This is a genomic window from Vibrio hepatarius, from assembly GCF_011806575.1.
GTDB lineage: Bacteria > Pseudomonadota > Gammaproteobacteria > Enterobacterales > Vibrionaceae > Vibrio > Vibrio hepatarius_A.
This window is the reverse complement of record NZ_JAATOO010000010.1, coordinates 126,069-150,483: the sequence shown is the minus strand read 5'-3', so window position 1 is coordinate 150,483 and position 24,415 is coordinate 126,069. Positions and strand designations below refer to the sequence as shown.

The window sequence follows — 24,415 nt, the reverse complement described above, 5'->3', positions numbered from 1 at the left end:
TGGCAGTGATAAAAAGGAATTTTATGTTTAAGCTGATCACTCCAAAAACGGATAACCAACTTAACAAGTATTATCACTTTCGCTGGCAGATGCTGCGTGAGCCTTGGCGCATGCCGCTCGGCTCTGAACGCGACGAATATGACCCGATGAGCTTTCACCGCATGATTGTCGACGGGCGCGGACGTCCAATGGCGATCGGGCGCTTGTACATTACGCCGGACAACGAAGGCCAAATTCGCTACATGGCGGTAAAAGGCTCTCGTCGCAATAAAGGCATGGGTTCTTTGGTGCTGGTGGCGCTCGAGTCGCTAGCGCGTCAGGAAGGCGTTAAGCGATTAGTATGTAACGCGCGCGAAGACGCAATCTCGTTCTATGAAAAGAATGGCTTTGAGCGCCGTGGTGAGCTGACTGACGAACGTGGCCCGGTACGCCACCAACAGATGGTCAAGCCGCTCGACCCGATGGCTAATGTCTTACGTAAACCAGAATGGTGCGCCGAGCTCCAAGAGCGCTGGGAAAGCCAAATCCCAATCAGCGATAAGATGGGCATCAAAATCAACCAATATACTGGCTACCAGTTTGAGTGTTGCGCGCAGCTGAACCCTAACCTCAACCCTCACAATACGCTATTTGCAGGCTCGGCGTTTACGCTGGCAACGTTAACCGGCTGGGGCATGACTTGGTTGCTGCTTAAAGAGCGCAATTTGCAAGGCGATATTGTTTTGGCTGATAGTCAGATTCGCTACCGCCATCCCGTGATGCAAAATCCGGTCGCGGCGACCTCTTTAGATGGTATCAGTGGTGACTTAGACCGATTAGCATCGGGGCGTAAAGCTCGGATTGTTATTCATGTCACTATCTACAGTGGTGATGCCGCCGCGGTGGAGTTCGTTGGCACCTATATGTTGATCCCTGATTACAAATCTAAGTTAGACGGTGAGTTGACCGTGTGATCGTTGCTTTCAGCTTGGTCAACATTTGGCTCGGGGCAAACCTGGCTAATGACATTGGTTAAGTCGAAAATCTCTGACCACAATTGTTGGCACTCTTGGTTGATATTCAGAATCAAGGTGCCAAATTGCGGTTTGGTTAAATCAAGCTGGCCAACCAGCGCGCCTTTCTCTGCCTGAGATTGGATACGGATCCGGCCTCGGTCGGCGGTGACGTCAATCACTTCCAGAGGCCATGGCTGCGTAAAAGTCACCTCACCATCGGAACTTTTAGCATCTATTATGCCTTGACGGATTTGTGCTTTAACCTTGCCTGATGCGCTGTGCGCCAGCATAGAGTAATCGCCAGACAGTCCCGAAAGGTCGAGCTCTATTTCCGCTAACCCGCTTAATGAGAATGGTAAACGCGATTGAATCCATGCTTGCTCAAGTGGAATGCCGTCACCATGTAGGGAAAACGCCCATGGTGCGCTGAGTGTGGTTTGATCCCATTTTCCATTGGCTTCGATATAGCCTGAGGGAAGGGGGAGAAACGCGCGCTCTAAACGGACATCGCCTTGCTGGGACGAGGCGCGAATCACCGCCTGAGTAGTCAGTAGCTGCTCCAAGCTGGCGTTGTTGGCGGTCACCTCTAATTGGCCGTTAAAGAAACCCGCTTTTCCGTCTTTAATCAGTGAAAGCTGCTCACCTTCGATATTCACACCGGACAACTGCCAATAGGGTTTACGCTCAATTTGGATGATTTGGCCGTTGTTGACATCCAGCTCGTCAATCGACAACGTTTTCAACGACCGCGCTGCCCGCTGCAGCGAACTTACCAATTCAGAGGTGTTCTCTAGCCATTTAATCCCAGACATACGTAGTTGTTTGAGCTGAACATGAGACGGTGAGATCAGCCCTTCCAGTTGAACACGACCTTGTTTGAAGTCTGCATCGAACTCGTCAAACGTGATTCCCTTGTCGCTAACCGCCAATTTGGCCGTTGGAGTAATTAACTGTAAATCCTGATAGGTCACACTATCGGCGTTAAACGATAGATAGCCTTGCTGCTGTTGCCAGAGTGAGCGTTCAAGAGACAGGTTTTCCAGTGAGGCATCGAGCTGTTCGAAGCGCCAGCCAGCATAGTCAAAACTGCTGCTGAGAATGTCTAAGCTGTTGATGTGAGAGATCGGTAAGCTGAGCGAGTCTAAGGTAGTTAGCAATTGCTCTGCGGGTGTTGCGCTGGTCAGTTGCAGTTGGTTGACGGTGACATTGACCAACGACCAGCCACTCTGATATTGCTCTGCCTGACCGGAAACGTTCGCCCCGCGCCAATTGAAAGACATGCCGTAGAGGGTGCTGTCAGAAGCTTGATACTTAGCGTCAACCAACAAGTCGTCGAGTGCCTCGCCACGGGTGTAGAGCTGCTTTGCCGAAAGTTGAATGTCACCATACGGGAGAGTTTGAGTATTATCTTGCCAAACAGGCTGTTTGACTTGAAGGCTGACTCCGCGTGCAGACCAGTGGTGGCTTGAGATGTCGACGTAATTGAGCGCTAGATGGTTCAAGTAAAAAGGCTTGAGTAGCGTTAAGTCAAAGTGCTGCAGGTCGATATTGGCCCCTTCGATCAGCATGGAGTCAAACGCGACTTTGCCGTTATTCAACAGATACGGATTCAGCCACAACGTCAGCTTAGGGATTTGCACACTACTGCGCTCGGATTTGATTTCAACATCGTTGAGCTCTAATTGAAGCGGAGGCGTATAGTTAACGTTCTGGGTGACGAGGTGGTAAGGCGTTAGGTGTTTAAAAAGCAAGTTGACCGTGTCTGTCGCGTAGCGGGTTTGGAGCAGGGCAAACAAAGAGAGCGCACTTAAGCTAAGCAAGGCAACAACCATGATCGTACTCAGCAGTAATATTCTCTTCAAACTAAGACCTTCCCGAATTCCTGTTCGCTTACGATGTTCTAACTACCAGATACAGAGTCAGTGTGCTTAGCTTGAAACATTTTGCACACAGAGGCAACAAAAAGCCCCTCAAAAGAGGGGCTTAGACAGCTATTTGAAGCCGATGTCACTAATCAAGCTGAGGGCCAGCCGCAACGAGTGATTTACCTTCTTCGTTGTCTGTGTACTTATCAAAGTTGTTGATGAAGCGTGTCGCAAGGTCTTTTGCTTTGCTTTCCCATTGTAGTGGGTCAACGTAAGTATCACGTGGGTCAAGGATTGTTGGGTCTACATCGTGCAGTGCCGTCGGTACTTCTAGGTTGAAGATAGGGATGTGCTTGGTTTCCGCGTCTTCAATTGAACCGTCTAGGATTGCGTCGATGATGCCGCGCGTATCTTGGATAGAGATACGTTTGCCGCTGCCGTTCCAGCCTGTGTTGACTAGGTAAGCTTGCGCGCCTGCTGCTTCCATACGTTTAACTAAGACTTCAGCGTACTTGGTTGGGTGTAGCGTTAGGAACGCTGCGCCAAAACATGCAGAGAAGGTTGGCGTTGGCTCGGTGATGCCACGCTCAGTACCCGCTAGCTTCGCAGTAAAACCAGATAGGAAGTGGTACTTAGTTTGCTCTGGAGTTAGCTTAGATACTGGCGGTAGAACACCAAATGCGTCCGCTGACAAGAAGATCACTTTATTCGCGTGACCGCCTTTCGATACTGGCTTAACGATGTTTTCGATGTGCTCAATTGGGTAAGACACGCGAGTGTTTTCCGTTTTTGAACCATCGTCAAAATCGATCGTACCGTCTGAAAGTACCGTGACGTTTTCTAGCAGTGCATCACGACGGATTGCGTTGTAGATGTCTGGTTCTGCTTCTTTCGATAGCTTGATGGTTTTCGCGTAACAACCACCTTCGAAGTTGAATACGCCGTCGTCGTCCCAGCCGTGCTCGTCATCACCGATAAGTGCACGTTTTGGATCGGTAGATAGTGTGGTTTTACCTGTACCAGATAGGCCGAAGAAGATCGCGACGTCGCCGTCTTTGCCCATGTTGGCACTACAGTGCATTGATGCAATACCTTTCAGCGGTAAGAAGTAGTTCATCATCGCGAACATACCTTTCTTCATTTCACCGCCGTACCAAGTACCGCCAATAAGCTGAGTACGTTCAGTCAGGTTAAACACCGTGAAGTTTTCAGAGTTAAGACCGTGCTCTTTCCACTTCTTGTTCGTGCATTTCGCGCCATTCATGACGACGAAGTCTGGTTCGAATGTTTCAAGCTCCGCTTCTGTTGGGCGGATGAACATGTTCTTCACGAAGTGCGCTTGCCAGGCAACCTCAGTAATCACACGGATGCTTAGGCGAGTATCAGGGTTAGCACCACAGTAACCATCGATAACAAACACACGTTTACCCGAAAGCTGGTCTGTTACCTGCTCTTTAAGGTCGTTCCAAATCTCTTGCGAGATCGGTTTGTTGTCGTTTTTCACCGCGTCTGATGTCCACCACATGTGTTCTTCAGTGGTGGCATCTTTCACGATGTACTTATCTTTTGGTGAGCGGCCAGTAAAAATACCGGTATCCACAGCGACTGCGCCAAGGTTTGTGACTACGCCTTTTTCGTAACCTTCTAGCTCAGGGCGAGTTTCTTCCTCAAACAACACTTCGTAACTTGGGTTACGAATAACCTCTTTTACGTTGTGTAGCCCGTGTTTAGTAAGGTCAATTGTTGCCGCTTTTGTATGTTCCATAACGGTCATTGGGTGCTCCTTATCGGAAATATTTTGTAGGGATTTTGTAAGTATCTTTTTATTTTTGTCTGCTCACCATGCTAGCAATGGGCCTAAGTTAAAACAGGGATATAGCTCAAAAAATACCCTTGCTTATTATGGGGCTTTCAGCGACGCATCACATATTGGCCTGATTAGTGTATCGTGCACGCAAAGCTTTGCGCTAGAGCAAAACGGTTATTAATTGATTAAAATTAACCAGTTGTTTTATTACAGGAAAGGCTAGACATAGCAAGGGCTGGATCACAAAAAAGCCAGCATTGCGCTGGCTTTTTGATGGGTAAATTACGTGCTTGATAAACTATGTGAATTAATGCAGCGTTTTATTGCTTGAAGTCGCCTGTTCAAACAGCTCAGCTACGTCAGATTCGTCGAACGAATAATTCGTGCCGCAGTAATCACAATGTAAAGAAATTGAGCCAGACTCGCTCAACATGTCATTGACTTCCGCGCGATCAAGGGTCACGATCGCTGCGCCGCTGCGCTCACGAGAACAACCACAATGGAACGCAACTTGTTGAGGTTCGAACAAGCGTACCTTGTCTTGGTTGTACAGACGGTACAACAGCTCATTTGCTTCCAAAGTGAACAGCTCTTCATCTTTCACTGTGCTGGTTAGCTGTTCAAGGTGCTCGAAATCTTCCACTGTGCCGGTGCCATCTGGCATAACTTGAATAAGCATACCCGCTGCGTGCGCTTTACCTTCGTGTTCGCCAGTGCGAATCCAAAGGCGAGTTTTTAACTGCTCAGATTTTTCGAAGTAACCTTCCAGAATCTCAACTAGGCTACTACCTTCAAGACCGACGATACCTTGGTAACGCTCGCCCTGTTTTGGCTCGATAGTGATCACTAGGTAACCTTTACCCATCATGTCATGGATGTTTGCGTCGTCAGCGATATCGCCGTCCCAACGCGCCACACCACGTACTTGCTGATTGTTGTCACCGTTGATTACGACCAGTGATACCGGACCGTCGCCTTGCAGCTGCAGGGTGATAGAGCCTTCAAACTTCAGCGTTGCGGTTAGCAGTGTCGTCGAGACAAGTAGCTCACCTAGCAGGTTCTTTAGTGCTGCTGGGTATTCCTTGCTAGTGATAATACGTTGGTATGCTTCATCCAATTGCACCAACTCGCCACGTACTGATAGGTCTTCAAAAAGGTAGCGGTTTAATACATTGTTTGCCATGGAGTTTATTCCTAGTACGTCTGGTACTTATTGATGTTTAAATTTGATGATGTCGCGACGCTGTTTTTTATCTGGACGACGATCAGGGCTAGGGTTGTGAGCGTGGAGTTTACGTCGTGTGGCGTTTTCCTCGCGCTTAGCAATGCTTTCAGTCGTCTCTTTATAGAGCGTCTGAGCTTCTGGTGCACCACGACGTTGATCAGAAATCTTTTCGATAACAATGGTTTTCTCTTCATTGCCTTGGCGAAGAGTGATAACTGCACCGAGCTCGACTGCCTTACTCGGCTTACTACGCTGGCCATTATAGTGGACTTTGCCACCATCGACCATATTTCGCGCAATTGAGCGTGTTTTATAGAAACGTGCAGCCCATAACCACTTATCGAGTCTGACCGCTTCTGTTTGGGAACTCATTGTGGAAAATGACCTCTAATGAATCTAGCTAGATTAATGCTGTTGTAAAAATGGTGACAGGATGTCCATTTTTCAAGCGAGATTATCAAATTTATCATTTGCATAGTGGTTCTGACACTGTTAAGTGTTTAGCTTGATTGATATTTTGCTACAATGCTCAGCTACACTTTTTATTAATATTTACCATATTAGTTGGGCGCAAACGAGAAGGAAACTCAGTGAAGCAGCAAAGCGTAAGCGCACTGTATAAATTGGGCGAGTCGGTAAAGGAAATTCGAGTTCAGCAGCGAATCAGTTCTGTTGTGGCTGTGCTGTTGCTGGTGTTAAGTGCTTGGATTTTAGGCCAGTTGGTCTGGCAGCCTTTTGTGACCGAATCAATTCATCCTTGGCAGCCAACGGTATCGGCGAAGAGTTCCTCTCAATCCAGTTCATCCTTTGACCTTGCTGAAGTGCAAAACGGTCATCTTTTCGGTCAGTATCAAGAGCAACGCGTGGTGGTTGAAAAACCAAAAGTAGAAGATGCGCCAAAAAGTCGTCTTAATGTCGTCCTGGTTGGGGTCGTGACGAGTACCAATGCAAACAAAAGTTTAGCGGTGATCGCCAATCGAGGTCAGCAAGCAACGTACGGCATCGGTGAAGTGATTGAAGGAACTCGGGCGAAACTGTATCAAGTGCAAACCGACCGCGTGATTATCGATAACGCAGGACGTAACGAGACCGTGATGCTGGAAGGTTTGAAATACACCCAACCTCAAGCGCTTCCAGAGTCTAAACCCCTAGCCCGTGAAACTCAGGTACCGGCAGGCAAACTCGATCAAATTCGTGACGAAATACGCCAAGACTCTAAGCAAGTGTTCCAGTACGTGCGTATGTCTCAAGTGAAGAACGACGGTGAAGTCGCAGGCTATCGCCTCACTCCGGGTAAAGACCCGATCTTATTTGAGTCAGTTGGCTTGCAGCCAGGTGACATAGCGACACAGATTAATGGATTAGATTTAAAAGACTCAGCGACGATGGGCGTTATTTTCCAATCCTTGTCCGAAATGACTGAGTTAACTCTAACGGTTGAGCGTGATGGTCAGCCGTACGAGATATATATTGAATTATAGATAGCCGTGTTAATCGCTATCTTAATGAGGAGTAAAGTGTGAATCATTGGCTCAAAAAAAGCGTATGGCTTTTGGCAGGAAGCTTATTAACTTCGCCTAGCTTAGTTACAGCTAATGAATTTAGTGCGAGCTTTAAAGGCACTGATATTCAAGAGTTTATCAACATTGTTGGCCGCAACTTAGAAAAGACCATCATTGTTGACCCTTCCGTTCGTGGCAAAGTCGATGTTCGTAGTTACGACATGCTTTCCGAAGAACAGTACTACAGTTTCTTTTTGAACGTTCTTGAGGTTTACGGTTATGCGGTTGTCGAAATGGGCAACGGCGTGATTAAAGTGGTGAAGTCGAAAGACGCGAAAACATCGGCTATTCCGGTTGTCGGTGACGGCAAAGTGCAAGGTGACGCAGTGGTCACGCGCGTTGTGGCGGTCAAAAACGTGTCAGTACGTGAACTTTCTCCTCTACTGCGCCAACTGAATGATAACGCTGGCGCGGGTAACGTTGTGCACTATGACCCAGCGAACATCATCTTGATTACTGGCCGTGCGGCGGTGGTGAATCGTTTAGCGGACATTATTAAGCGAGTCGACCAAGCGGGTGACAAATCGATTGAAGTGGTGGAACTAGCGAATGCTTCCGCGGCTGAAATGGTGCGAATTGTTGAAGCGCTGAGCAAAACAGACGCTAAAACCACGCCTGAGTTTCTTCAGCCTAAGCTGGTGGCTGATGAGCGTACCAATGCGATTTTGATTTCTGGTGACCCTCAGGTGCGTCAGCGTCTGCGCAAGCTGATTAAGCAACTTGACGTTGAAATGGCGTCAAAAGGCAACAACCGCGTGGTTTACCTTAAATATGCAAAGGCGGAAGATTTAGTCGATGTCCTGAAAGGGGTATCGGATAATCTACAAGCAGAGAAAACGCAAGGCGGGAATGTTGCAACGGCTAAGCGTGGTGAAGTGATGATCGCGGCGCACCCAGAAACCAACGCACTCGTGTTGACTGCGCCGCCAGATATCATGATCGCGCTGCAAGACGTGATTGGTCAGTTGGATATCCGTCGAGCGCAGGTGTTGATTGAAGCACTGATCGTCGAAATGGCTGAAGGTGACGGTATTAACCTTGGTGTGCAGTGGGGCTCGTTAGAAACGGGTGCCGTGATCCAATACAGCAATACCGGCGCGCCAATCGGTCAGGTGATGGTGGGGCTGGAAGAAGCGGATGACCAAACTAGCACCGAATACTACACCGATAACAATGGTAACCGTGTGCCTTATTCTGTAACGGAATCGGGCGATTACTCGACGCTGGCTTCGGCATTGTCGGGCGTGAATGGTGCAGCCTTGAGCCTTGTTATGGGTGACTGGACTGCATTGCTTAGCGCGGTGGCGACTGACTCCAACTCAAACATTCTTTCTTCTCCGAGCATCACTGTGATGGATAACGGCGAAGCATCATTTATTGTTGGTGAGGAAGTTCCGGTGATTACCGGCTCTACGGCAGGTTCAAATAACGACAACCCGTTCCAGACTGTTGACCGTAAAGAGGTCGGTATCAAACTGAAAGTGGTGCCGCAAATCAACGAAGGTAATTCGGTACAACTGAACATTGAACAAGAAGTTTCCAACGTTCTGGGTGCGAATGGCGCGGTGGACGTACGTTTTGCGAAGCGTCAGCTCAATACCTCAGTCATGGTTGAAGATGGTCAGATGATTGTTTTGGGCGGCTTGATCGATGAGCGCGCGTTGGAAAGTGAATCGAAAGTCCCGCTATTGGGTGATATCCCAGTGCTTGGTCACCTGTTTAAATCGACCAGTACTCAAGTTGAAAAGAAAAACCTGATGGTATTTATCAAACCAACCATCATTCGCGATGGCGTGACCGCAGACGGCATCACGCAACGTAAATACAACTTTATCCGCGCTGAGCAACTGTACAAAGCCGACCAAGGCCTGAAGTTGATGGATAACGAGAACATTCCTGTTTTGCCTAGGTTTGGTGATGATATTCGTCACCCCGCCGAAATTCAGGCATTCTTAGACCAAATGGATGAGCAGTAATGGCAATCGATGTAGCCACTTCATTTCGTCGCCTGCCGTTTGGCTTCGCTAACCGCTTTAACTTGGTGTTAGAGCAAGCGGAAGACGGTTTGGTGTTGTTCTATGTCGCGCCATTAGCGGTACCCGCACTGCTCGAAGTGCAGCGGATTGTCGGCAGTGGCTTTGCGGTTAACGAAATCGACAAAGACACCTTTGAAAAAAAACTGACCGAAGCGTATCAGCGTGATTCATCAGAAGCACGTCAGCTGATGGAAGACCTTGGCGCTGACAGTGACGACTTCTTCTCACTGGCAGAAGACTTACCGCAAAACGAAGACTTACTTGAGTCAGACGACGATGCGCCAATCATCAAGCTGATCAATGCGATGCTTGGCGAAGCGATCAAAGAAGGCGCGTCTGATATCCATATCGAGACGTTCGAAAAGTCACTGATGATTCGTTTCCGCATCGATGGTGTGCTGCGAGACGTGTTATCACCGAGTCGTAAGCTAGCGCCGTTGCTGGTCTCGCGCGTGAAAGTGATGGCGAGGCTGGATATTGCAGAAAAACGCGTCCCTCAAGATGGGCGTATTTCACTGCGTATCGGCGGTCGCGCGGTCGACGTGCGTGTGTCGACCATGCCGTCTTCACACGGCGAACGAGTGGTCATGCGTCTGCTGGATAAAAACGCGACGCGTCTGGACTTACACAGCCTGGGGATGACCCAAGCCAACCACGACAGTTTCCGTTCGATGATCAGCCGCCCGCATGGGATTATCCTCGTGACCGGTCCGACGGGCTCGGGTAAATCGACCACGCTGTACGCTGGCCTGCAAGAGCTCAATAGTAATGAGCGCAATATTCTTACCGTTGAAGACCCGATCGAGTTTGATATCGACGGTATCGGCCAGACCCAAGTGAACCCAAAAGTGGACATGACGTTTGCTCGCGGCCTGAGGGCGATTCTTCGTCAAGACCCGGATGTGGTGATGGTCGGTGAGATCCGTGACTTGGAAACCGCACAGATCGCGGTTCAGGCTTCGTTGACGGGTCACTTAGTAATGTCGACCTTACACACCAATACCGCTATCGGCGCGGTGACGCGTCTGCGTGATATGGGGATTGAGCCTTTCCTAATTTCTTCATCTTTGCTCGGCGTGCTGGCGCAGCGTTTGGTGCGCACATTATGCCGCGATTGTAAGCAGCCTTACGAAGCCGATAAAGAAACTAAGAAACTGTTCAACGTATCGCAAGATGAGCCACTGACCTTATACCGAGCGCAAGGGTGTGAAAAGTGTAACCAGAAAGGCTATCGAGGCCGTACTGGTATCCACGAGCTACTGATCATCGATGATCAGGTACAAGAGCTGATTCATAGTGAAGCCGGTGAACAAGCGATCGAAAGGGCGATTCGACAAACTACGCCGAGTATCCGTGATGACGGTTTGTCGAAGGTGTTCACTGGCGTGACTTCTCTTGAAGAAGTCTTGCGAGTAACCAAGGAAAGCTAATGGCGGCGTTTGAATTCAAAGCGTTAAACGCAAAAGGCCGAACCCAGAAAGGCGTTATCGAAGGTGATAATGCTCGTCAGGTGCGTTTGCGCCTAAAAGATCAAGGCTTGGTGCCAGTTGAAGTCACTGAAACAAGGCGGAAATCCAATAGCCAGGATTCCTCGAGCACCAGCAAAGGTTTCAAACGAGGGATCAGTACGCCAGATTTGGCACTGATTACGCGTCAATTAGCCACACTGGTGCAGTCTGGCATGCCGCTGGAAGAGTGTTTAAGAGCGGTGTCTGAACAATCAGACAAGCCCCGCATTCGTAGCATGATGTTGGCGGTTCGCTCCAAAGTGGTCGAAGGTTACACCCTAGCGGACAGTTTGGCGGATTACTCGCACATCTTCGATGACTTGTTCCGTTCGATGGTGTCGGCGGGGGAAAAATCCGGCCATTTAGATTCAGTGCTGGAGCGCCTAGCCGATTACGCAGAGAATCGCCAAAAACTGCGTTCTAAGTTACAGCAAGCGATGATCTACCCTGTGGTGCTGGTGGTGTTTGCCGTCGGTATCGTTGCCTTTCTACTGGCTGCCGTAGTGCCAAAGATTGTCGGCCAGTTTGTTCAAATGGGGCAGGAACTTCCGCAGTCAACGCAGTTCTTACTGTCGTCCAGTGAGTTTATCCAGAACTGGGGGATTCAACTCCTTTTGGCGATCATCGCTCTGATTTACGGTATCAAGACGCTGCTTAAATCACCGGATATCCGTTTGAAGTGGGACCGAAAAGTGGTGTCAATGCCGCTGATCGGTAAGATTTCCCGCGGGCTGAACACCTCACGATTTGCGCGCACATTATCGATTTGTACCTCGAGTGCGATCCCGATTTTAGATGGCATGAAAGTGGCGGTCGACGTCATGTCGAACCACTTCGTTAAGCAACAGGTGATGACGGCGCGAGAAAACGTGCGCGAAGGGGCAAGCCTGAGAAAAGCCTTGGATCAAACCAAACTGTTCCCACCGATGATGCTGCATATGATTGCCAGTGGTGAGCAGAGTGGTGAGTTAGAAAGTATGCTTACCCGCGCGGCAGATAATCAGGACGCAAACTTTGAGTCGACGATCAACATTGCCTTGGGTATTTTTACTCCGGCTCTAATTGCGTTGATGGCGGGTTTGGTGCTGTTCATCGTAATGGCGACCCTGATGCCAATTTTGGAAATGAATAATTTAATGAGCGGCTAAGGCAGTTAGCCTGAAACGCTCATCGTTAGTTTGTGGTTTGGAGAGAATAATGAAAATTAAAATGAAGAAACAATCGGGTTTTACCCTGTTAGAAGTCATGGTTGTGGTTGTTATCTTGGGGATTTTGGCGAGCTTTGTTGTACCTAACTTGCTAGGTAACAAAGAAAAAGCGGACCAACAAAAAGCGATTACTGACATCGTTGCTTTGGAGAATGCGTTGGATATGTACAAGCTGGACAACAGTGTCTACCCAACGACAGACCAAGGTCTGGATGCCTTGGTGACTAAGCCATCGAGCCCAGAACCACGCAACTACCGTGACGGCGGCTATATCAAACGTCTGCCAAACGACCCATGGGGTAACGACTACCAATACCTAAGCCCTGGTGATAAAGGTTCGATTGATATCTTTACCCTAGGTGCAGATGGTCAAGAGGGTGGCGAAGGTGCCAACGTTGATATCGGTAACTGGAATATCCAAGATTTCCAATAATCCTATCCAACGTAGGGGCGGCTTTGGTCGCCTCATACATATGACGCCTAAGCAAAAGGGTTTTACCCTGCTCGAGATCCTGTTGGTATTGGTGCTGTTGTCGGTTGCCTCAGTGGCGGTGATCGCCACCCTACCACAGAAAACGTCTGATGAAGCTAAGCAGCAAGCGGTGGCGTTATACCATCGTCTGCAGCTTTTGAATGAAGAAGCGATTTTGAGCGGTAAAGACTACGGCGCTCGTTTTGACCAAAAGCGCGCCAGCTATCAGTTGTTGGCGTTAGGCGAAGAGGGATGGCAAGCGTTAGACGACGAGCAACTACCAGAGCAGGTCACGTTACCCGACGGTTTGGCGCTCACGATGCAATTGGGCGGTAACGTATGGAAAGACGAAGACCGATTGTTTAATCCCGGTAGCTTGTTTGATGAGGAGATGTTTGCCGAGTTAGAAACCGAGAATAAAGTGATGCCACCACAGGTATTTATTATGTCGAGTGGTGAAATTACCCCATTCTCTGTTGCCATTTATCCGCAAAACTTGAGTGCGGACGAAGACGCGTGGCGTGTAGTGGCAAAAGAAAATGGCGACATCATTCTTCTCGCCCCGGGAGAGAGTGATGATCAAGCGTAGAGCAGGTTTTACTTTATTAGAAGTACTGGTGGCGTTGGCGATTTTTGCCACGGCGGCGATCGCGGTGATTCGCTCGGTCAGCCAGCATATCAATACGCTGAGTTATCTTGAAGAAAAGACCTTCGCTTCGATGGTTGCTGACAACCAAATGGCCAAGATCATGCTGTCTGAACGTAAACCAAGTAAAGCAAAGGGCAAAGAAGAACTGGCAGGACGCGAGTGGTATTGGTCAGTTGAACCGGTCGATACCGCTGGTAACTTGCTGCAGGGCTTTGACGTCAAAGTAGCGGCTGAGGAAAAAGGTACATCGATCGTCACGGTAAGAAGTTATGTGGCGAAATAGAACCAGCCAGAAAGGCTTTACCCTGATTGAAGTCTTGGTGGCGATAGCTATCTTCGCCAGTCTCAGTGTTGGCGCGTATCAAGTACTCAACCAAGTGCAGCGCAGCAACGAGCTTTCTTTAGAGCGCAGCGAGCGGCTGAAAAGTTTGCAGCGCGCGCTGGTATTTTTGAATAACGACTTTCGTCAAATGGTGTTGCGACAAACGCGTACCAATGGCGAAGAACCGTCGACACAGTTGTTGCAATGGCAAGACTACTTGCTGGATTCGGATGCCAAAGGCGTGATGTTTGCACGGGCGGGCTGGCACAACCCAGAGCAGCAATTTCCGCGTGGTGAAGTGACCAAAGTAGGTTACCGCCTCAAAGACCAACGCCTTGAACGTTTGTGGTGGCGTTATCCGGATACACCTGCGGGGCAAGCGCCGATCGTGATGCCACTGCTTAACGACGTCAAAGAGTTCTCGATGCGCTTTTTTGATGGCAAAGAGTGGAAAGCGCAATGGGAGGCGCCCAACCAGTTGCCTAGCGCGGTCTCGGTCGCGCTGGAGTTGGCCGATTACGGAAAAATTGAGCGCATTTACCTGATTTCTGGCGGCGCGTTAAAGATCAGCGAGGTGGGCGATGAAGAGGGCTAAACGCCAACGCGGTGTGGCATTAATCGTCGTATTGCTGCTTCTGGCGGTGATGGTCAGTCTCGCGGCCAGCATGGCCGACCGGTTGTTCGGCCAGTTTAAGCGCGCGTCGAATCAGCTTAACTATCAGCAAGCGTATTGGTACAGCATCGGTGTAGAAGCATTGGCGAAAGTGGCCATTGAACAGAGTTACGAAGATTCAGACACCATTAACCTGTCGCAACCTTGGGCATTGGAAGAACAAACCTATCCGTTGGATTACGGAACGCTAAAAGGACAGATCCGAGATAAACAGGCGTGTTTTAACCTCAATGCTCTAATGGCAGAAACCCAGAATGCGGGTTCAGATCGATTGCCGTTTTTGGTCGAAACGCTGCAAAACCTGATGGAAGAATTGGATATTGATAACCATCAAGCCGAGGAAGCGTCGCAATCGCTGTGGGAATACGTTGATATCAACAACTCGGTAGATTCGGTATCGGGGGTGGAAGACAGCTATTACGAATCGATGTCACCGGCATATCTCGCGGCAAACACCTTGTTGGCCGATAGCTCGGAGCTTAGGGCGGTCAATCAGGTCTCCGGTGAAGTGATGACCAAGATCGCGCCGTATGTTTGCGCTTTGCCGACGACAGAGTTTCGCCTCAATGTGAATACGCTTCAACCAGAGCAGGCAGAGTTGCTCAGCGCGCTGCTGCAACCGCACTTGAGTGCGCAGCAAGCCAAAGATATTTTGCAAAATCGTCCTTATGACGGATGGGGCAATGTCGATGATTTCTTACGGGAAGGGGCGCTGGCCAATCTCGAGCCTGATGTGCTACAGCCAATAAAAAGCTATTTGGCGGTAGACAGCTTATATTTTGAATTAGACGCAGAGATATTGGTAGACCAATCAAGGCTCCGCATCCGTAGTTTAATATTTAGTAATAATCGCAAGAACGCAACGGTAGTCAGCCGTCGCTTTGGAGGTATCGGTGAACGAGTTTCTGATCGTTCGACTGAGCAATGATACAAGCTCGGCCATTCAGTGGATTGTCTGGTCAGAACAGCAAAAGGAAGTGATTGCTTGTGGCGATCTGGCTGACTGGGATGCCGTGCCAGAGTTAGCCGCTTACGCCGAAAATCGCCGAACGTTAGTTTTGCTGTCTGCGTCTAGCTTAGTGTTGACCGAGGTTGAGATCCCAGCCGGCGCCAGTCGCCAATTTGAAGGCATGCTGCCCTTTTTGCTGGAAGATGACTTAGCTCAAGACGTTGAACAACTGCATTTTTCTGTGCTGCACAAAGCATCGGGACGCGCTCAAGTGTGCGCCGCAGATAGTCATTGGGTGGCGACAGTGCTGCAGACATTACGCGCTGTCGGTTGTCAGGTGCAAAAAGTCCTACCGGATGTGTTGGCGTTACCTGAGCAGTCAGGGATCAGCGCGGTTGAACTCGACGGACAATGGTTGCTGAAAAAGAACGCTTACAGCGGTATCTCAGTACCGAGTGAATGGCTGGCGATGATCGCCCAATCCGAGTGGGTCAAAGAGGGTGAAGAGTACTTATCTCTCAATGCTTACTCTGCGCTTCCTGAACTGGAGTTGCTTGAAGAACAACAGTGGCAAAATGTTGAGCCGCAGCTTGTGATGCAAATGCTCGCCGAGCAGGCGGTCAGCAGCAAAATCAATCTGTTGACTGGCAGCTTTAAACCTAAATCGTCGATTTTGCGTTACTGGAAAGTCTGGCAAAAAGCGGCGATCGCGGCGGTAGTGTTACTTGCGGTGATGATGATAGATAACGTACTGAAAATTAATCAGTATGAGTCCCAAGCTCAAGCGTATCGCGCCGAGAGTGAACGAATTTTCCGTCAGACTCTGTTTGGTAAAAATAAAATCCCAACCGTGAGCTACCTAAAGCGCGAAATGGAGCGTGAAGCGGAGCGATTGTCGGGCAATGGTGGCGATGAATCGTTACTGAAATGGATGGAAGGCTTGCCGGCATTACTAAAGCAAGTTCCGACCCTTAATCTGACCAGCTTTAAGTTTGATGGCCCGCGTGGCGAAGTGAGATTACAGGCGCAGAGTTCTGATTTTCAAACGTTTGAAAAAGCACGCGAAGTACTGGCGTCTAAATTCGTCGTCGAGCAAGGTCAATTGAGCCGTTCAGGGCAGCTAGTCAATGGCTCCTTTGTGTTGAAGCCATTGTGAGGTAGAGAAGATGAATTCATTAATGATGTCGCTGCAAAACTGGTGGAGTCAGATTAGCGCTCGCGAACAACGTTTGGTCGTGGTGTGCGCGGTTTTACTCGTGCTTGGTACGCTTTACTGGGGTGTCATTCAGCCGGTCTCCCAGCGTGCTGAAAACGCTCAAGTGCGCATTCAAAGCGAGAAACAACTGCTTAGTTGGGTTCAGGACAAAGCTGACGAGATTGCCTCTTTACGTGGTCAGAACGGCCAGGTGATTTCAAACACACCGATGAATCAGGCCATCTCTTCAACCGCGGGTCGCTTTGGCGTCGAGCTGATTCGCGTTCAACCGCGTGACGAGCAACTGCAAGTCTGGATTACGCCACTGCCTTTTAACCGTCTGGTGGAGTGGATGAGCTTTCTGCAGGACACACATGGTATTTCCGTGACGTTTCTGGATATCGATAAAGGTGACCAAAGCGGTGTGGTAGAAGTTAAGCGATTGCAGTTCACTAAGGGGTAATTGAGTGAAGAGAATCATTGTATTGAGTTTTGGTTTGCTGGTGGTTTTTGTGGTTAGCGCCATCGCTCATCTTCCCGCGCAATTGGTGGTAAATAACGCTCCGTTACCTGCTCAACTCACCTTGACGGGAGTGCAGGGCACGGTTTGGCAAGGCAGCGCTACCAACGTACGTTGGCAGTCGATGAACTTAGGTCAGCTTCATTGGTCGTTAGCGCCAGCTAAACTGCTCACGGGGGCAGCCGAAGCCCAAGTTCGTTTTGGTCAAGGTAGCGATATGCAGTTAACCGGGCGTGGCACTGTTGGATACCAGTTCTCGGGGACGCCGTATGTAGAAAATGTCGTTGCGTCGATGCCAGTGAAAGAGATTATCCAGCGCGCACCGAGCATGCCAGTACCGTTGGCTCTTGAGGGGCGGGTGGAGTTGATGGTCAAACAACTCAGTTATGCAGCGCCTTTCTGCGCGAGTGCAGATGGTAGCGTGGTGTGGAATACCGATAAGGTCGGTACACCGCTAGCGGATTTGACCGTCGGACCAGTGATTGCAGACTTTACCTGTGCCGACAGCACGATTAATTTGAACGCATCACAGCAGAGTGCTCAGGTGGAGAGTGCCGCAGAAGTGACTTTACAGCCGAACTTTAGCTACCAGAGCAAAGGTTGGTTTAAGCCAAGTGGTGAATTCCCTGCGGCATTGACTGAGCAACTACGTTGGTTGCCTGCCCCAGATTCTTCCGGCCGTTATTCGTTTAACTACAACGGTCGACTGTAAAATCAAAACGGGGTTATCAGCAGATAACCCCGTTTTTCTATTTCATCGCTGGGAAGCTGATTTGTACCCTCAACCCGCCCCCGCTGCGGTTGTTGACCACCACAGACCCACTGTGTTGGCTGATGATACGTTTGACAATCGTCAGTCCTAACCCCGTTCCTTCACTGCCTCGCGCAGTGTCTCCACGGGTAAATGGCGCAAACAGCTTACCGATCTGGCTTTGCTCGATGCCCGGGCCGTTATCTTCCACGCACACCCACACCAATTTACTGTCGGCGGTCATCCCGGTGCTGACTTTGACCCAACCATTGCCGTAACGCAGCGCGTTAACCACCAAGTTGCTCACCGCCCGCTTAATCGAGATTGGGCTGCCGAGCGTCATTTTCATCGGTTGGTGGAGTTCGGTCTCGATTTTGACCTCATAGCCACCTTCAGACAACGCAACGTCATTTGCAATCTCGTTGAGGTCGACTTCGACGAACGATTGTTTGTTGACCGGCTTGAGGTAGTCCATAAACTGGCTGATGATCTCGTTGCACTCTTCGGTATCGCTGATAATCCCCTCGGCCAAATAGCTGTCTTCAGGTGACATCATTTCTGTTGCGAGACGAATTCGAGTCAGTGGGGTGCGTAAATCATGGCTGATGCCGGCCATTAGCAGCGCACGGTCTTCTTCCAATGCTTGAATCCCTTTCGACATTTGGTTGAACGCGCGTGTCACAGAGCGAATCTCAGATGCCCCTTGTTCTGGCAGCGGCGGTGGGATCTCTCCTCGCCCAACGCCCTTGGCGGCTTTTTCAAGCGCGATCAGCGGGCGGTTCTGTAAGCGGATGAACAGCCAGCCGCCGGCGATGATCAGCAGCGCCATAATTAAACTGTTGCGAAACAGCGGTGCGAAGTCTTCTTCTTGCAACTCTGAAAGTGGAATCCGCAGCAGCGAGCCTGGCATGGCATCGATCTTCATCCACAAAATGTAACTCTCAGAGCCGAGCATCATCCGTACGTGAGTTTTGGAGCCTAACTCGTTACTCATCTCCTCACTCATTAGGTCAATCGGGACCGCGCGATAAAACTCTGCCGCGGTCTCGCTATCTTCGCTGTGAATCGTCACGCCAAGTTGCTCGAGGACGCGGCGACGCAACGGCCCATCCATCTCTAACCCATCTTCCAGATTCACCGAGTCACTGAGCATCAGGTTGATTTCGTGACCGAGAATTTTGTTGAACTGCTGCAAACTCGGCATCACGGCGTAGTTGAACACCGCGTAATACGAGTAGACCTGACTGGCAATCAGTAGCGTGAGAAAAATGAAGATGGATTGAGTAAATGAGCTGCGAATGCGCATATCAGCAACCTTGATAACGGTAAAAACAAAAAGTGCGAGACCATGTCTCGCACCCTAGCATAATTCGAATTAGGCTTCTTTGCCGTCTGGGACGAAAACATAACCTAAGCCCCACACGGTTTGGATGTAGCGAGGTTTGCTTGGGTCAACCTCTAGCATCCGACGTAGGCGAGAGATTTGGACGTCAATCGAACGTTCCATCGCTGAGTATTCGCGGCCACGCGCCATGTTCATCAGTTTATCACGCGACATCGGTTCGCGGGCGTTGGTCACGAGAGCTTTGAGTACAGCGAACTCGCCAGAGGTCAGTGGCATCGGCTCGTCACCGCGGAACATTTCGCGCGTCCCTAAGTTCAAACGAAACTCGCCAAACTCGACCACTTGCTCTTCGCTGCTTGGTGCGCCCGGCAGTTCAGTGGTTTGACGGCGTAGTACCGCTTTGATGCGAGCTAGCAGTTCGCGTGGGTTGAACGGTTTTGGCAAGTAGTCATCAGCGCCGACTTCAAGGCCGACAATACGGTCAATCTCGTCGCCTTTAGCGGTCAGCATCAGGATCGGCAGTGTGTTGTTAGCGTTACGCAGACGACGGCAAATCGACAGACCGTCCTCTCCTGGTAACATCAGGTCTAACACCATTAGGTGGAAGTTTTCACGGGTCAGTAGGCGGTCCATTTGTTCGCTGTTGGCCACACTGCGTACTTGGAATCCTTGTTCAGACAAGTAACGCTCCAGCAATGCCCGTAAACGCGCATCGTCATCAACGACTAAGATCTTGTGATTTTCTTGCATGTAATGATTCCACCTAATAACTATAATGACGCTTTTGCGCTGGGCTTAGTGCCCTTTTTGACCAGTAGAAATGTAACACTGTTCTGACCAAAGTGGCGTAAAGAATTGTTAACGTTTATTTCCTTTTTAGCTAATGTATACGGTAGTTTCAATCCAACAACGTCAGAAATATGAAAACAAACCTAATCACACGTGAAGGCTTTGATCGGCTTAAAAAAGAGCTCGATTTTTTGTGGAAAGAAGAACGTCCAGAAGTCACCAAAAAGGTCACGTGGGCAGCCAGTCTTGGCGACCGCTCGGAAAACGCCGATTACCAATACAACAAAAAGCGTCTGCGCGAGATCGACCGCCGTGTCCGTTACCTGCGTAAACGCCTCGAACAAGTCAAAGTGGTGGATTACTCGCCTCAACAAGAAGGCAAAGTGTTCTTTGGCGCGTGGGTCGAAATTGAAAACGAAGCGGGCGAGGTCAAATCGTTCCGTATTGTTGGTCCAGATGAAATCTACGGTGACGCCAAAGGCTATATCTCGATCGATTCACCGATGGCGCGAGCGTTGTTGCAAAAAGAAGTGGACGATGAGTTCAGCGTTAAGACGCCTGAAGGCTATAAAGAGTGGTTCGTTAACCGCATCGAATATATGTAACTTTATATCGCGCCTGTACGCCCCCACATACTGATTAATACATTGATGCTTTTCACGGCGTCATACATAAAACATACAAAGAGATTCAACGGATGAGCCAAGCTATCTGTCAAATGATTGCTCAAGAACTCAATGTTCGCGCTGAGCAAGTCACCGCTGCTGTTAACCTGATTGATGATGGGAACACAGTGCCATTTATTGCCCGCTACCGTAAAGAAGTGACCGGTGGTCTGGACGATACCCAACTGCGTAACCTAGACAGCCGTCTTTCGTACTTACGTGAACTCGACGAGCGCCGTCAAACCATCCTTAAGTCAATTGGGGAGCAAGGCAAGTTAACCGCAGAGCTAGAAGCACAAATCAACCAAGCGGACAGCAAAACACGCTTAGAAGACTTATACCTGCCTTACAAACCGAAGCGCCGCACCAAAGGCCAGATCGCGATTGAGGCAGGACTAGAGCCGCTGGCAGACACTCTGTGGAATGAACCTCAAACAGAGCCAGAGAGCGAAGCTGAGCGTTATGTCGACGCAGACAAAGGCGTGGCCGATATCAAAGCGGCATTAGATGGCGCGCGAGCCATCATCATGGAGCGAATTGCTGAAGACGCCAACTTACTGGAAAAGATCCGTCATCACCTTAACCGCAACGCCGAGTTGGTTTCGCGCGTAGTGGAAGGTAAAGAGCAAGAAGGCGAAAAGTTCAAAGATTACTTCGAGCACAACGAGCCGCTGAGCAAAGTGCCGTCGCACCGAGCATTGGCGATGCTGCGTGGTCGCAACGAAGGCTTCCTGACTCTCGCTATGAACGCAGACCCAGCGCAGGAAGAAGCTGTGCGTCAATCGTACTGTGAAACCATCATTGCGGATCACTACGGTATCTCACTTAGCAACGCGCCGGCTGATACATGGCGTAAACAAGTTATCAGTTGGGCGTGGCGCATCAAAGTATCGATGCACATGGAAACCGAACTGATGGGCGCGATGAAAGAACGCGCGGAAATCGAAGCGATTGAAGTGTTTGCCACCAACCTGAAAGACCTGTTGATGGCAGCGCCAGCAGGGCCTCGCGCGACGCTAGGTCTAGACCCGGGTCTACGTACTGGTTCGAAGATTGCGGTTGTAGACTCGACCGGTAAAGTACTGGCAACGGAAACTATTTATCCACATCCGCCACAAAACCAATACGACAAGGCTGCGCAAGTAGTCGCAAGCCTTGTGACTAAACACAAGGTTGACCTTATCGCGATCGGTAACGGCACCGCTTCGCGTGAAACCGACAGTTTTGTTGCTGACTTAATTAAGCGCAACAACCTGAAAGTGCAGAAGATCATGGTCAGTGAAGCGGGCGCGTCGGTGTATTCGGCGTCCGAATTGGCGGCGAAGGAATTCCCAAATCTCGACGTATCGCTACGTGGTGCGGTTTCAATCGCCCGTCGCCTTCAGGACCCGCTTGCGGAGCTGGTGAAAATCGACCCGAAATCGATTGGCGTTGGCCAATACCAACACGACGTCAGCCAATCTATGCTGGCGAAGCGCCTTGACGCGGTAGTGGAAGACTGTGTAAACGCGGTGGGTGTTGATGTGAATACTGCTTCTCCGGCATTGCTGACCCGAGTAGCAGGTCTATCGAGCACTATCGCGCAGAATATTGTCGATTACCGCGATGAAAACGGTCGCTTTGAAGCGCGTACAACGCTAAAAAAAGTCGCGCGTCTTGGGCCGAAAGCGTTCGAACAGTGTGCAGGTTTCTTGCGCATTATGGATGGCAAAAATCCGCTTGATGCGTCGTCAGTTCACCCAGAGGCGTACCCGGTGGTGAAGACGATTGCCGAGAAAAACCATAAGGACGTGAAGTCTTTGATTGGTGATACGGACTTCCTACGTGGCCTACGCGCGGTTGATTACACCGATGATAGCTTTGGTTTGCCGACGGTGACCGACATCATTAAAGAGCTCGACAAACCGGGGCGTGACCCACGTCCTGAATTCAAGACCGCTACGTTTGCTGATGGGGTGAATAAAGTCTCTGACTTGGAGCCAGGTATGGTGCTTGAAGGCGTGGTCTCCAACGTGGCTAACTTTGGCGCGTTTGTTGATATCGGCGTACACCAAGACGGTCTAGTGCATATCTCTGCGCTGACGGACCGCTTTGTTTCTGACCCACGCGAAGTGGTGAAAGCGGGCGATATCGTCAAAGTCAAAGTGATGGAAGTGGATGTGCAGCGTAAGCGAATCGCGTTGTCGATGCGTTTAACCGATGAGCCGGGACAAGACAACCGTCCGCAACGCAGCTCTGCACCTCGCGGTCAGCAACGTCAGTCGAATCAAACAGGTCGTCGACGCGAAGAGTCATCGAACAGTGCGATGGGTGGGGCTTTCGCCGCTGCATTTGCTAAAGCCAAGCGTTAACTATCACCGAGCTAAAAATACAAATCCCCGTGTTTTCTGTGAATTCACGGGGATTTTTTTTTCGGTATTTCCTAATTCTATATCGTCGAACATATTAGGTACTACAACACCGCAATGACATCGGACGGCGTGTTCGGCGACACCGCATGGCCGTAGTGAAACTTAATCACGGTTCTGCGCTTTGCCATTTTGCCTTCCGTTATCGCCGCATCGATTATACGTTTGGGTAACCGAAAGCGCATCGCGTAGCCTTTGCCCTGGTGTTGACTATAGCTCTCTAGGGCAAGCAGTTGGAAAATCCTCGCAAGAGTATCGTCTGGATTCTCCTGATAAGCAGCACTGACTTCGTCGTGTTCACCCGTTTCATAGCTTGGATGCTCTGACGGATCCCAAGATGATTGTTTGCGCCTTTTATCGTCTGCTTTGACTTTTCGCTCAGCATTACTCTTGGCCAATGCCATGGTTGGAGTGACGGGCTCGCGGACTTTATTGTCGCGCGCGGCCTGCTCCGTCTGAACATTCACCGATGGGGCGATTAGCGGCACACTTACGTTCGTAGGTGATACGAGCATCGCTTAACCTCCTCGCTCCCAACCAGATGCTCTTCACGAATGTTTCGCTTCGCGTAAAGTTATCTAGTTCGTCTATATATCGACCAGCTTGGTGGAATATTTAGCGTAAATGGCGGCTTTTTATGATGATATTTTCATAAAGCGGGTGATTTGTTGGCAGAACTCTTCAAATTCGGTCATAAACGGCGCGTGTGATGAAGCGCCAAAGACATAACTTTGGCTATCTGGCATTAACTGGTCGACATCGGTAGCAACTTTGGCGGGAACGAGACCGTCTAAGCGACCATAAAGGCGTAGTGTTGGTAGCGTTAGCGCGCTCAGCGTATCGCGATAGTCGATATCGGCTAACAATTGCAGCCCTGCGAGCAAGGATTTAGGGTTGGGTGTCGGGCGCGACAATACCGCTTTCTTGAGTGATTTCACGTCTTGGCGTGCCGAAGGGCTGCCCATGGCTTGCAGTGCCATAAATTGCTCGATGGTGCGTTGGAAATCTTCAACAAGTTGCTCGGTGAAGGCGCTAAGTACATTGGGCTGAATGCCGCGCCAAGGTCGTTCTGCGGCAAACTTAGGTGAACTCGCTACAGTGATCAGCTTTTCAACTCGTTCAGGGTGATGCAGCGCAATGTGGGTGGCGAGTAGGCCGCCCAAAGACCAGCCGAGCCAAATCGCGTTTTGCGGTGCGTGCTCGAGCACCAATTCTGCCATATGCTCGATGGAATCGAAGTGAGAGTGGTGACTGTGGCCAAATCCGGGTAGGTCCACGACGTGAACTCGGAAGTCTTGGCTTAATGCATCAACGGTTTGTTGCCACACGGCGCCATTCATTCCCCAGCCGTGCAGCAATACAAGGTCTTGTCCTCGACCAGTTGATTGCCAATAGAGCGGTGATTTTGAACTCTCACTTTGTGCCACTTTTTTCATCCTTTTGTTGCCAGTAACCGATGCACAATGCGGTA

General features: G+C 49.9%; 23 protein-coding genes. 15 read left to right on the top strand and 8 right to left on the bottom strand.

What is annotated here, in order from left to right; all coding sequences use genetic code 11:
• Positions 1-23: 23 nt before the first annotated feature.
• Positions 24-953, top strand: a complete 930-nt coding sequence (locus HCZ42_RS10460; RefSeq protein ID WP_167420649.1) for a bifunctional GNAT family N-acetyltransferase/hotdog fold thioesterase — start codon at positions 24-26, stop codon at positions 951-953.
• On the opposite strand, the gene HCZ42_RS10455 is transcribed toward HCZ42_RS10460, so the two are convergent.
• The 4 genes from HCZ42_RS10455 to hslR all read right to left on the bottom strand — a co-directional run bounded on the left by HCZ42_RS10455 (position 917) and on the right by hslR (position 6,264).
• Positions 917-2,857 (bottom strand): AsmA family protein, encoded by a 1,941-nt coding sequence (locus HCZ42_RS10455; RefSeq protein WP_167420648.1) that lies wholly within the window; start codon positions 2,855-2,857, stop codon positions 917-919. The two genes, HCZ42_RS10460 and HCZ42_RS10455, sit on opposite strands and share 37 nt — an antisense overlap.
• Before the next feature lie 148 nt (positions 2,858-3,005).
• Positions 3,006-4,634, bottom strand: coding sequence for a phosphoenolpyruvate carboxykinase (ATP) (gene pckA / locus HCZ42_RS10450; protein ID WP_167420647.1), 1,629 nt, complete (start codon positions 4,632-4,634; stop codon positions 3,006-3,008).
• Between the two features lie 340 nt (positions 4,635-4,974).
• On the bottom strand, positions 4,975-5,850 hold the full coding sequence (gene hslO, locus HCZ42_RS10445; RefSeq protein WP_167420646.1) for an Hsp33 family molecular chaperone HslO: 876 nt from the start codon (positions 5,848-5,850) through the stop codon (positions 4,975-4,977).
• A 27-nt stretch (positions 5,851-5,877) separates the two neighbouring features.
• Positions 5,878-6,264: a ribosome-associated heat shock protein Hsp15 gene (gene hslR / locus HCZ42_RS10440; protein WP_053409952.1), complete on the bottom strand. Its 387-nt coding sequence runs from the start codon at positions 6,262-6,264 to the stop codon at positions 5,878-5,880.
• Positions 6,265-6,482: 218 nt separating this feature from the next.
• Between hslR and gspC the strand changes: the two genes are divergently transcribed.
• From gspC to HCZ42_RS10380, 12 genes are read left to right on the top strand one after another with little or no spacing between them, the layout of a single operon-like run.
• Positions 6,483-7,373 carry a type II secretion system protein GspC gene (gspC, locus tag HCZ42_RS10435; protein ID WP_167420645.1) on the top strand — a complete coding sequence of 297 codons (891 nt, stop codon included), beginning with the start codon at positions 6,483-6,485 and terminating at the stop codon, positions 7,371-7,373.
• 38 nt (positions 7,374-7,411) lie between these two features.
• Positions 7,412-9,430, top strand: a complete 2,019-nt coding sequence (gspD, locus tag HCZ42_RS10430) for a type II secretion system secretin GspD (protein WP_167420644.1) — start codon at positions 7,412-7,414, stop codon at positions 9,428-9,430.
• Positions 9,430-10,920 (top strand): type II secretion system ATPase GspE, encoded by a 1,491-nt coding sequence (gene gspE / locus HCZ42_RS10425; RefSeq protein WP_167420643.1) that lies wholly within the window; start codon positions 9,430-9,432, stop codon positions 10,918-10,920. Before gspD ends, gspE begins: the two co-directional genes overlap by 1 nt.
• On the top strand, positions 10,920-12,146 hold the full coding sequence (gene gspF, locus HCZ42_RS10420; RefSeq protein ID WP_167420642.1) for a type II secretion system inner membrane protein GspF: 1,227 nt from the start codon (positions 10,920-10,922) through the stop codon (positions 12,144-12,146). Before gspE ends, gspF begins: the two co-directional genes overlap by 1 nt.
• Before the next feature lie 49 nt (positions 12,147-12,195).
• Positions 12,196-12,639 (top strand): type II secretion system major pseudopilin GspG, encoded by a 444-nt coding sequence (gene gspG, locus HCZ42_RS10415; protein WP_167420641.1) that lies wholly within the window; start codon positions 12,196-12,198, stop codon positions 12,637-12,639.
• A 40-nt stretch (positions 12,640-12,679) separates the two neighbouring features.
• Entirely contained in the window at positions 12,680-13,267 is a 588-nt protein-coding gene (gene gspH / locus HCZ42_RS10410; protein ID WP_254868937.1) for a type II secretion system minor pseudopilin GspH, read from the top strand.
• Positions 13,254-13,610: a type II secretion system minor pseudopilin GspI gene (gene gspI, locus HCZ42_RS10405; protein ID WP_167420639.1), complete on the top strand. Its 357-nt coding sequence runs from the start codon at positions 13,254-13,256 to the stop codon at positions 13,608-13,610. Before gspH ends, gspI begins: the two co-directional genes overlap by 14 nt.
• Complete coding sequence (gene gspJ / locus HCZ42_RS10400) at positions 13,597-14,244, top strand: type II secretion system minor pseudopilin GspJ (protein WP_167420638.1); 648 nt, start codon at positions 13,597-13,599, stop codon at positions 14,242-14,244. Before gspI ends, gspJ begins: the two co-directional genes overlap by 14 nt.
• Complete coding sequence (gene gspK / locus HCZ42_RS10395) at positions 14,231-15,250, top strand: type II secretion system minor pseudopilin GspK (RefSeq protein WP_167420637.1); 1,020 nt, start codon at positions 14,231-14,233, stop codon at positions 15,248-15,250. Before gspJ ends, gspK begins: the two co-directional genes overlap by 14 nt.
• The gene (gspL, locus tag HCZ42_RS10390; RefSeq protein ID WP_167420636.1) at positions 15,216-16,427 is read left to right on the top strand and encodes a type II secretion system protein GspL; all 1,212 of its coding nucleotides are present in this window, start codon (positions 15,216-15,218) and stop codon (positions 16,425-16,427) included. Before gspK ends, gspL begins: the two co-directional genes overlap by 35 nt.
• A gap of 10 nt (positions 16,428-16,437) precedes the next feature.
• Positions 16,438-16,929 carry a type II secretion system protein M gene (locus HCZ42_RS10385; protein WP_167420635.1) on the top strand — a complete coding sequence of 164 codons (492 nt, stop codon included), beginning with the start codon at positions 16,438-16,440 and terminating at the stop codon, positions 16,927-16,929.
• Positions 16,930-16,933: 4 nt separating this feature from the next.
• Positions 16,934-17,698 carry a type II secretion system protein N gene (locus HCZ42_RS10380; RefSeq protein WP_167420634.1) on the top strand — a complete coding sequence of 255 codons (765 nt, stop codon included), beginning with the start codon at positions 16,934-16,936 and terminating at the stop codon, positions 17,696-17,698.
• A 37-nt stretch (positions 17,699-17,735) separates the two neighbouring features.
• Here the strand turns inward: HCZ42_RS10380 and envZ are convergent, their stop codons facing one another.
• Together envZ and ompR are read right to left on the bottom strand one after the other, a co-directional pair.
• Positions 17,736-19,043, bottom strand: a complete 1,308-nt coding sequence (envZ, locus tag HCZ42_RS10375; protein WP_167420633.1) for a two-component system sensor histidine kinase EnvZ — start codon at positions 19,041-19,043, stop codon at positions 17,736-17,738.
• Between the two features lie 69 nt (positions 19,044-19,112).
• Positions 19,113-19,832 carry an osmolarity response regulator transcription factor OmpR gene (gene ompR, locus HCZ42_RS10370; RefSeq protein WP_053409966.1) on the bottom strand — a complete coding sequence of 240 codons (720 nt, stop codon included), beginning with the start codon at positions 19,830-19,832 and terminating at the stop codon, positions 19,113-19,115.
• 170 nt (positions 19,833-20,002) lie between these two features.
• Here ompR and greB point away from each other — a divergent pair, with 170 nt between their 5' ends.
• Both greB and HCZ42_RS10360 read left to right on the top strand, forming a co-directional pair.
• Positions 20,003-20,476: a transcription elongation factor GreB gene (gene greB, locus HCZ42_RS10365; RefSeq protein ID WP_167420632.1), complete on the top strand. Its 474-nt coding sequence runs from the start codon at positions 20,003-20,005 to the stop codon at positions 20,474-20,476.
• A gap of 92 nt (positions 20,477-20,568) precedes the next feature.
• Entirely contained in the window at positions 20,569-22,887 is a 2,319-nt protein-coding gene (locus HCZ42_RS10360; protein ID WP_167420631.1) for a Tex family protein, read from the top strand.
• A 101-nt stretch (positions 22,888-22,988) separates the two neighbouring features.
• Here the strand turns inward: HCZ42_RS10360 and HCZ42_RS10355 are convergent, their stop codons facing one another.
• Positions 22,989-23,459 carry a hypothetical protein gene (locus HCZ42_RS10355; RefSeq protein ID WP_053409969.1) on the bottom strand — a complete coding sequence of 157 codons (471 nt, stop codon included), beginning with the start codon at positions 23,457-23,459 and terminating at the stop codon, positions 22,989-22,991.
• Positions 23,460-23,579: 120 nt separating this feature from the next.
• A complete protein-coding gene (bioH, locus tag HCZ42_RS10350; protein WP_167420630.1) occupies positions 23,580-24,380 on the bottom strand; it encodes a pimeloyl-ACP methyl ester esterase BioH in 801 nt (266 codons plus the stop codon).
• Positions 24,381-24,415 lie beyond the last annotated feature (35 nt).

Bases quoted from the DNA above. Each gene is read 5' to 3' on its own strand.
- gspH (WP_254868937.1), top strand. From the start codon at position 12,680: ATGACGCCTAAGCAAAAGGGTTTTACCCTGCTCGAGATCCTGTTGGTA.
- HCZ42_RS10385 (WP_167420635.1), top strand. From the start codon at position 16,438: ATGAATTCATTAATGATGTCGCTGCAAAACTGGTGGAGTCAGATTAGC.
- hslR (WP_053409952.1), bottom strand. From the start codon at position 6,264: ATGAGTTCCCAAACAGAAGCGGTCAGACTCGATAAGTGGTTATGGGCT.
- envZ (WP_167420633.1), bottom strand. From the start codon at position 19,043: ATGCGCATTCGCAGCTCATTTACTCAATCCATCTTCATTTTTCTCACG.
- gspJ (WP_167420638.1), top strand. From the start codon at position 13,597: ATGTGGCGAAATAGAACCAGCCAGAAAGGCTTTACCCTGATTGAAGTC.
- gspK (WP_167420637.1), top strand. From the start codon at position 14,231: ATGAAGAGGGCTAAACGCCAACGCGGTGTGGCATTAATCGTCGTATTG.
- gspF (WP_167420642.1), top strand. From the start codon at position 10,920: ATGGCGGCGTTTGAATTCAAAGCGTTAAACGCAAAAGGCCGAACCCAG.
- ompR (WP_053409966.1), bottom strand. From the start codon at position 19,832: ATGCAAGAAAATCACAAGATCTTAGTCGTTGATGACGATGCGCGTTTA.
- gspI (WP_167420639.1), top strand. From the start codon at position 13,254: ATGATCAAGCGTAGAGCAGGTTTTACTTTATTAGAAGTACTGGTGGCG.
- HCZ42_RS10460 (WP_167420649.1), top strand. From the start codon at position 24: ATGTTTAAGCTGATCACTCCAAAAACGGATAACCAACTTAACAAGTAT.
- hslO (WP_167420646.1), bottom strand. From the start codon at position 5,850: ATGGCAAACAATGTATTAAACCGCTACCTTTTTGAAGACCTATCAGTA.
- HCZ42_RS10360 (WP_167420631.1), top strand. From the start codon at position 20,569: ATGAGCCAAGCTATCTGTCAAATGATTGCTCAAGAACTCAATGTTCGC.
- pckA (WP_167420647.1), bottom strand. From the start codon at position 4,634: ATGACCGTTATGGAACATACAAAAGCGGCAACAATTGACCTTACTAAA.
- gspG (WP_167420641.1), top strand. From the start codon at position 12,196: ATGAAAATTAAAATGAAGAAACAATCGGGTTTTACCCTGTTAGAAGTC.
- bioH (WP_167420630.1), bottom strand. From the start codon at position 24,380: ATGAAAAAAGTGGCACAAAGTGAGAGTTCAAAATCACCGCTCTATTGG.
- HCZ42_RS10355 (WP_053409969.1), bottom strand. From the start codon at position 23,459: ATGCTCGTATCACCTACGAACGTAAGTGTGCCGCTAATCGCCCCATCG.
- greB (WP_167420632.1), top strand. From the start codon at position 20,003: ATGAAAACAAACCTAATCACACGTGAAGGCTTTGATCGGCTTAAAAAA.
- gspE (WP_167420643.1), top strand. From the start codon at position 9,430: ATGGCAATCGATGTAGCCACTTCATTTCGTCGCCTGCCGTTTGGCTTC.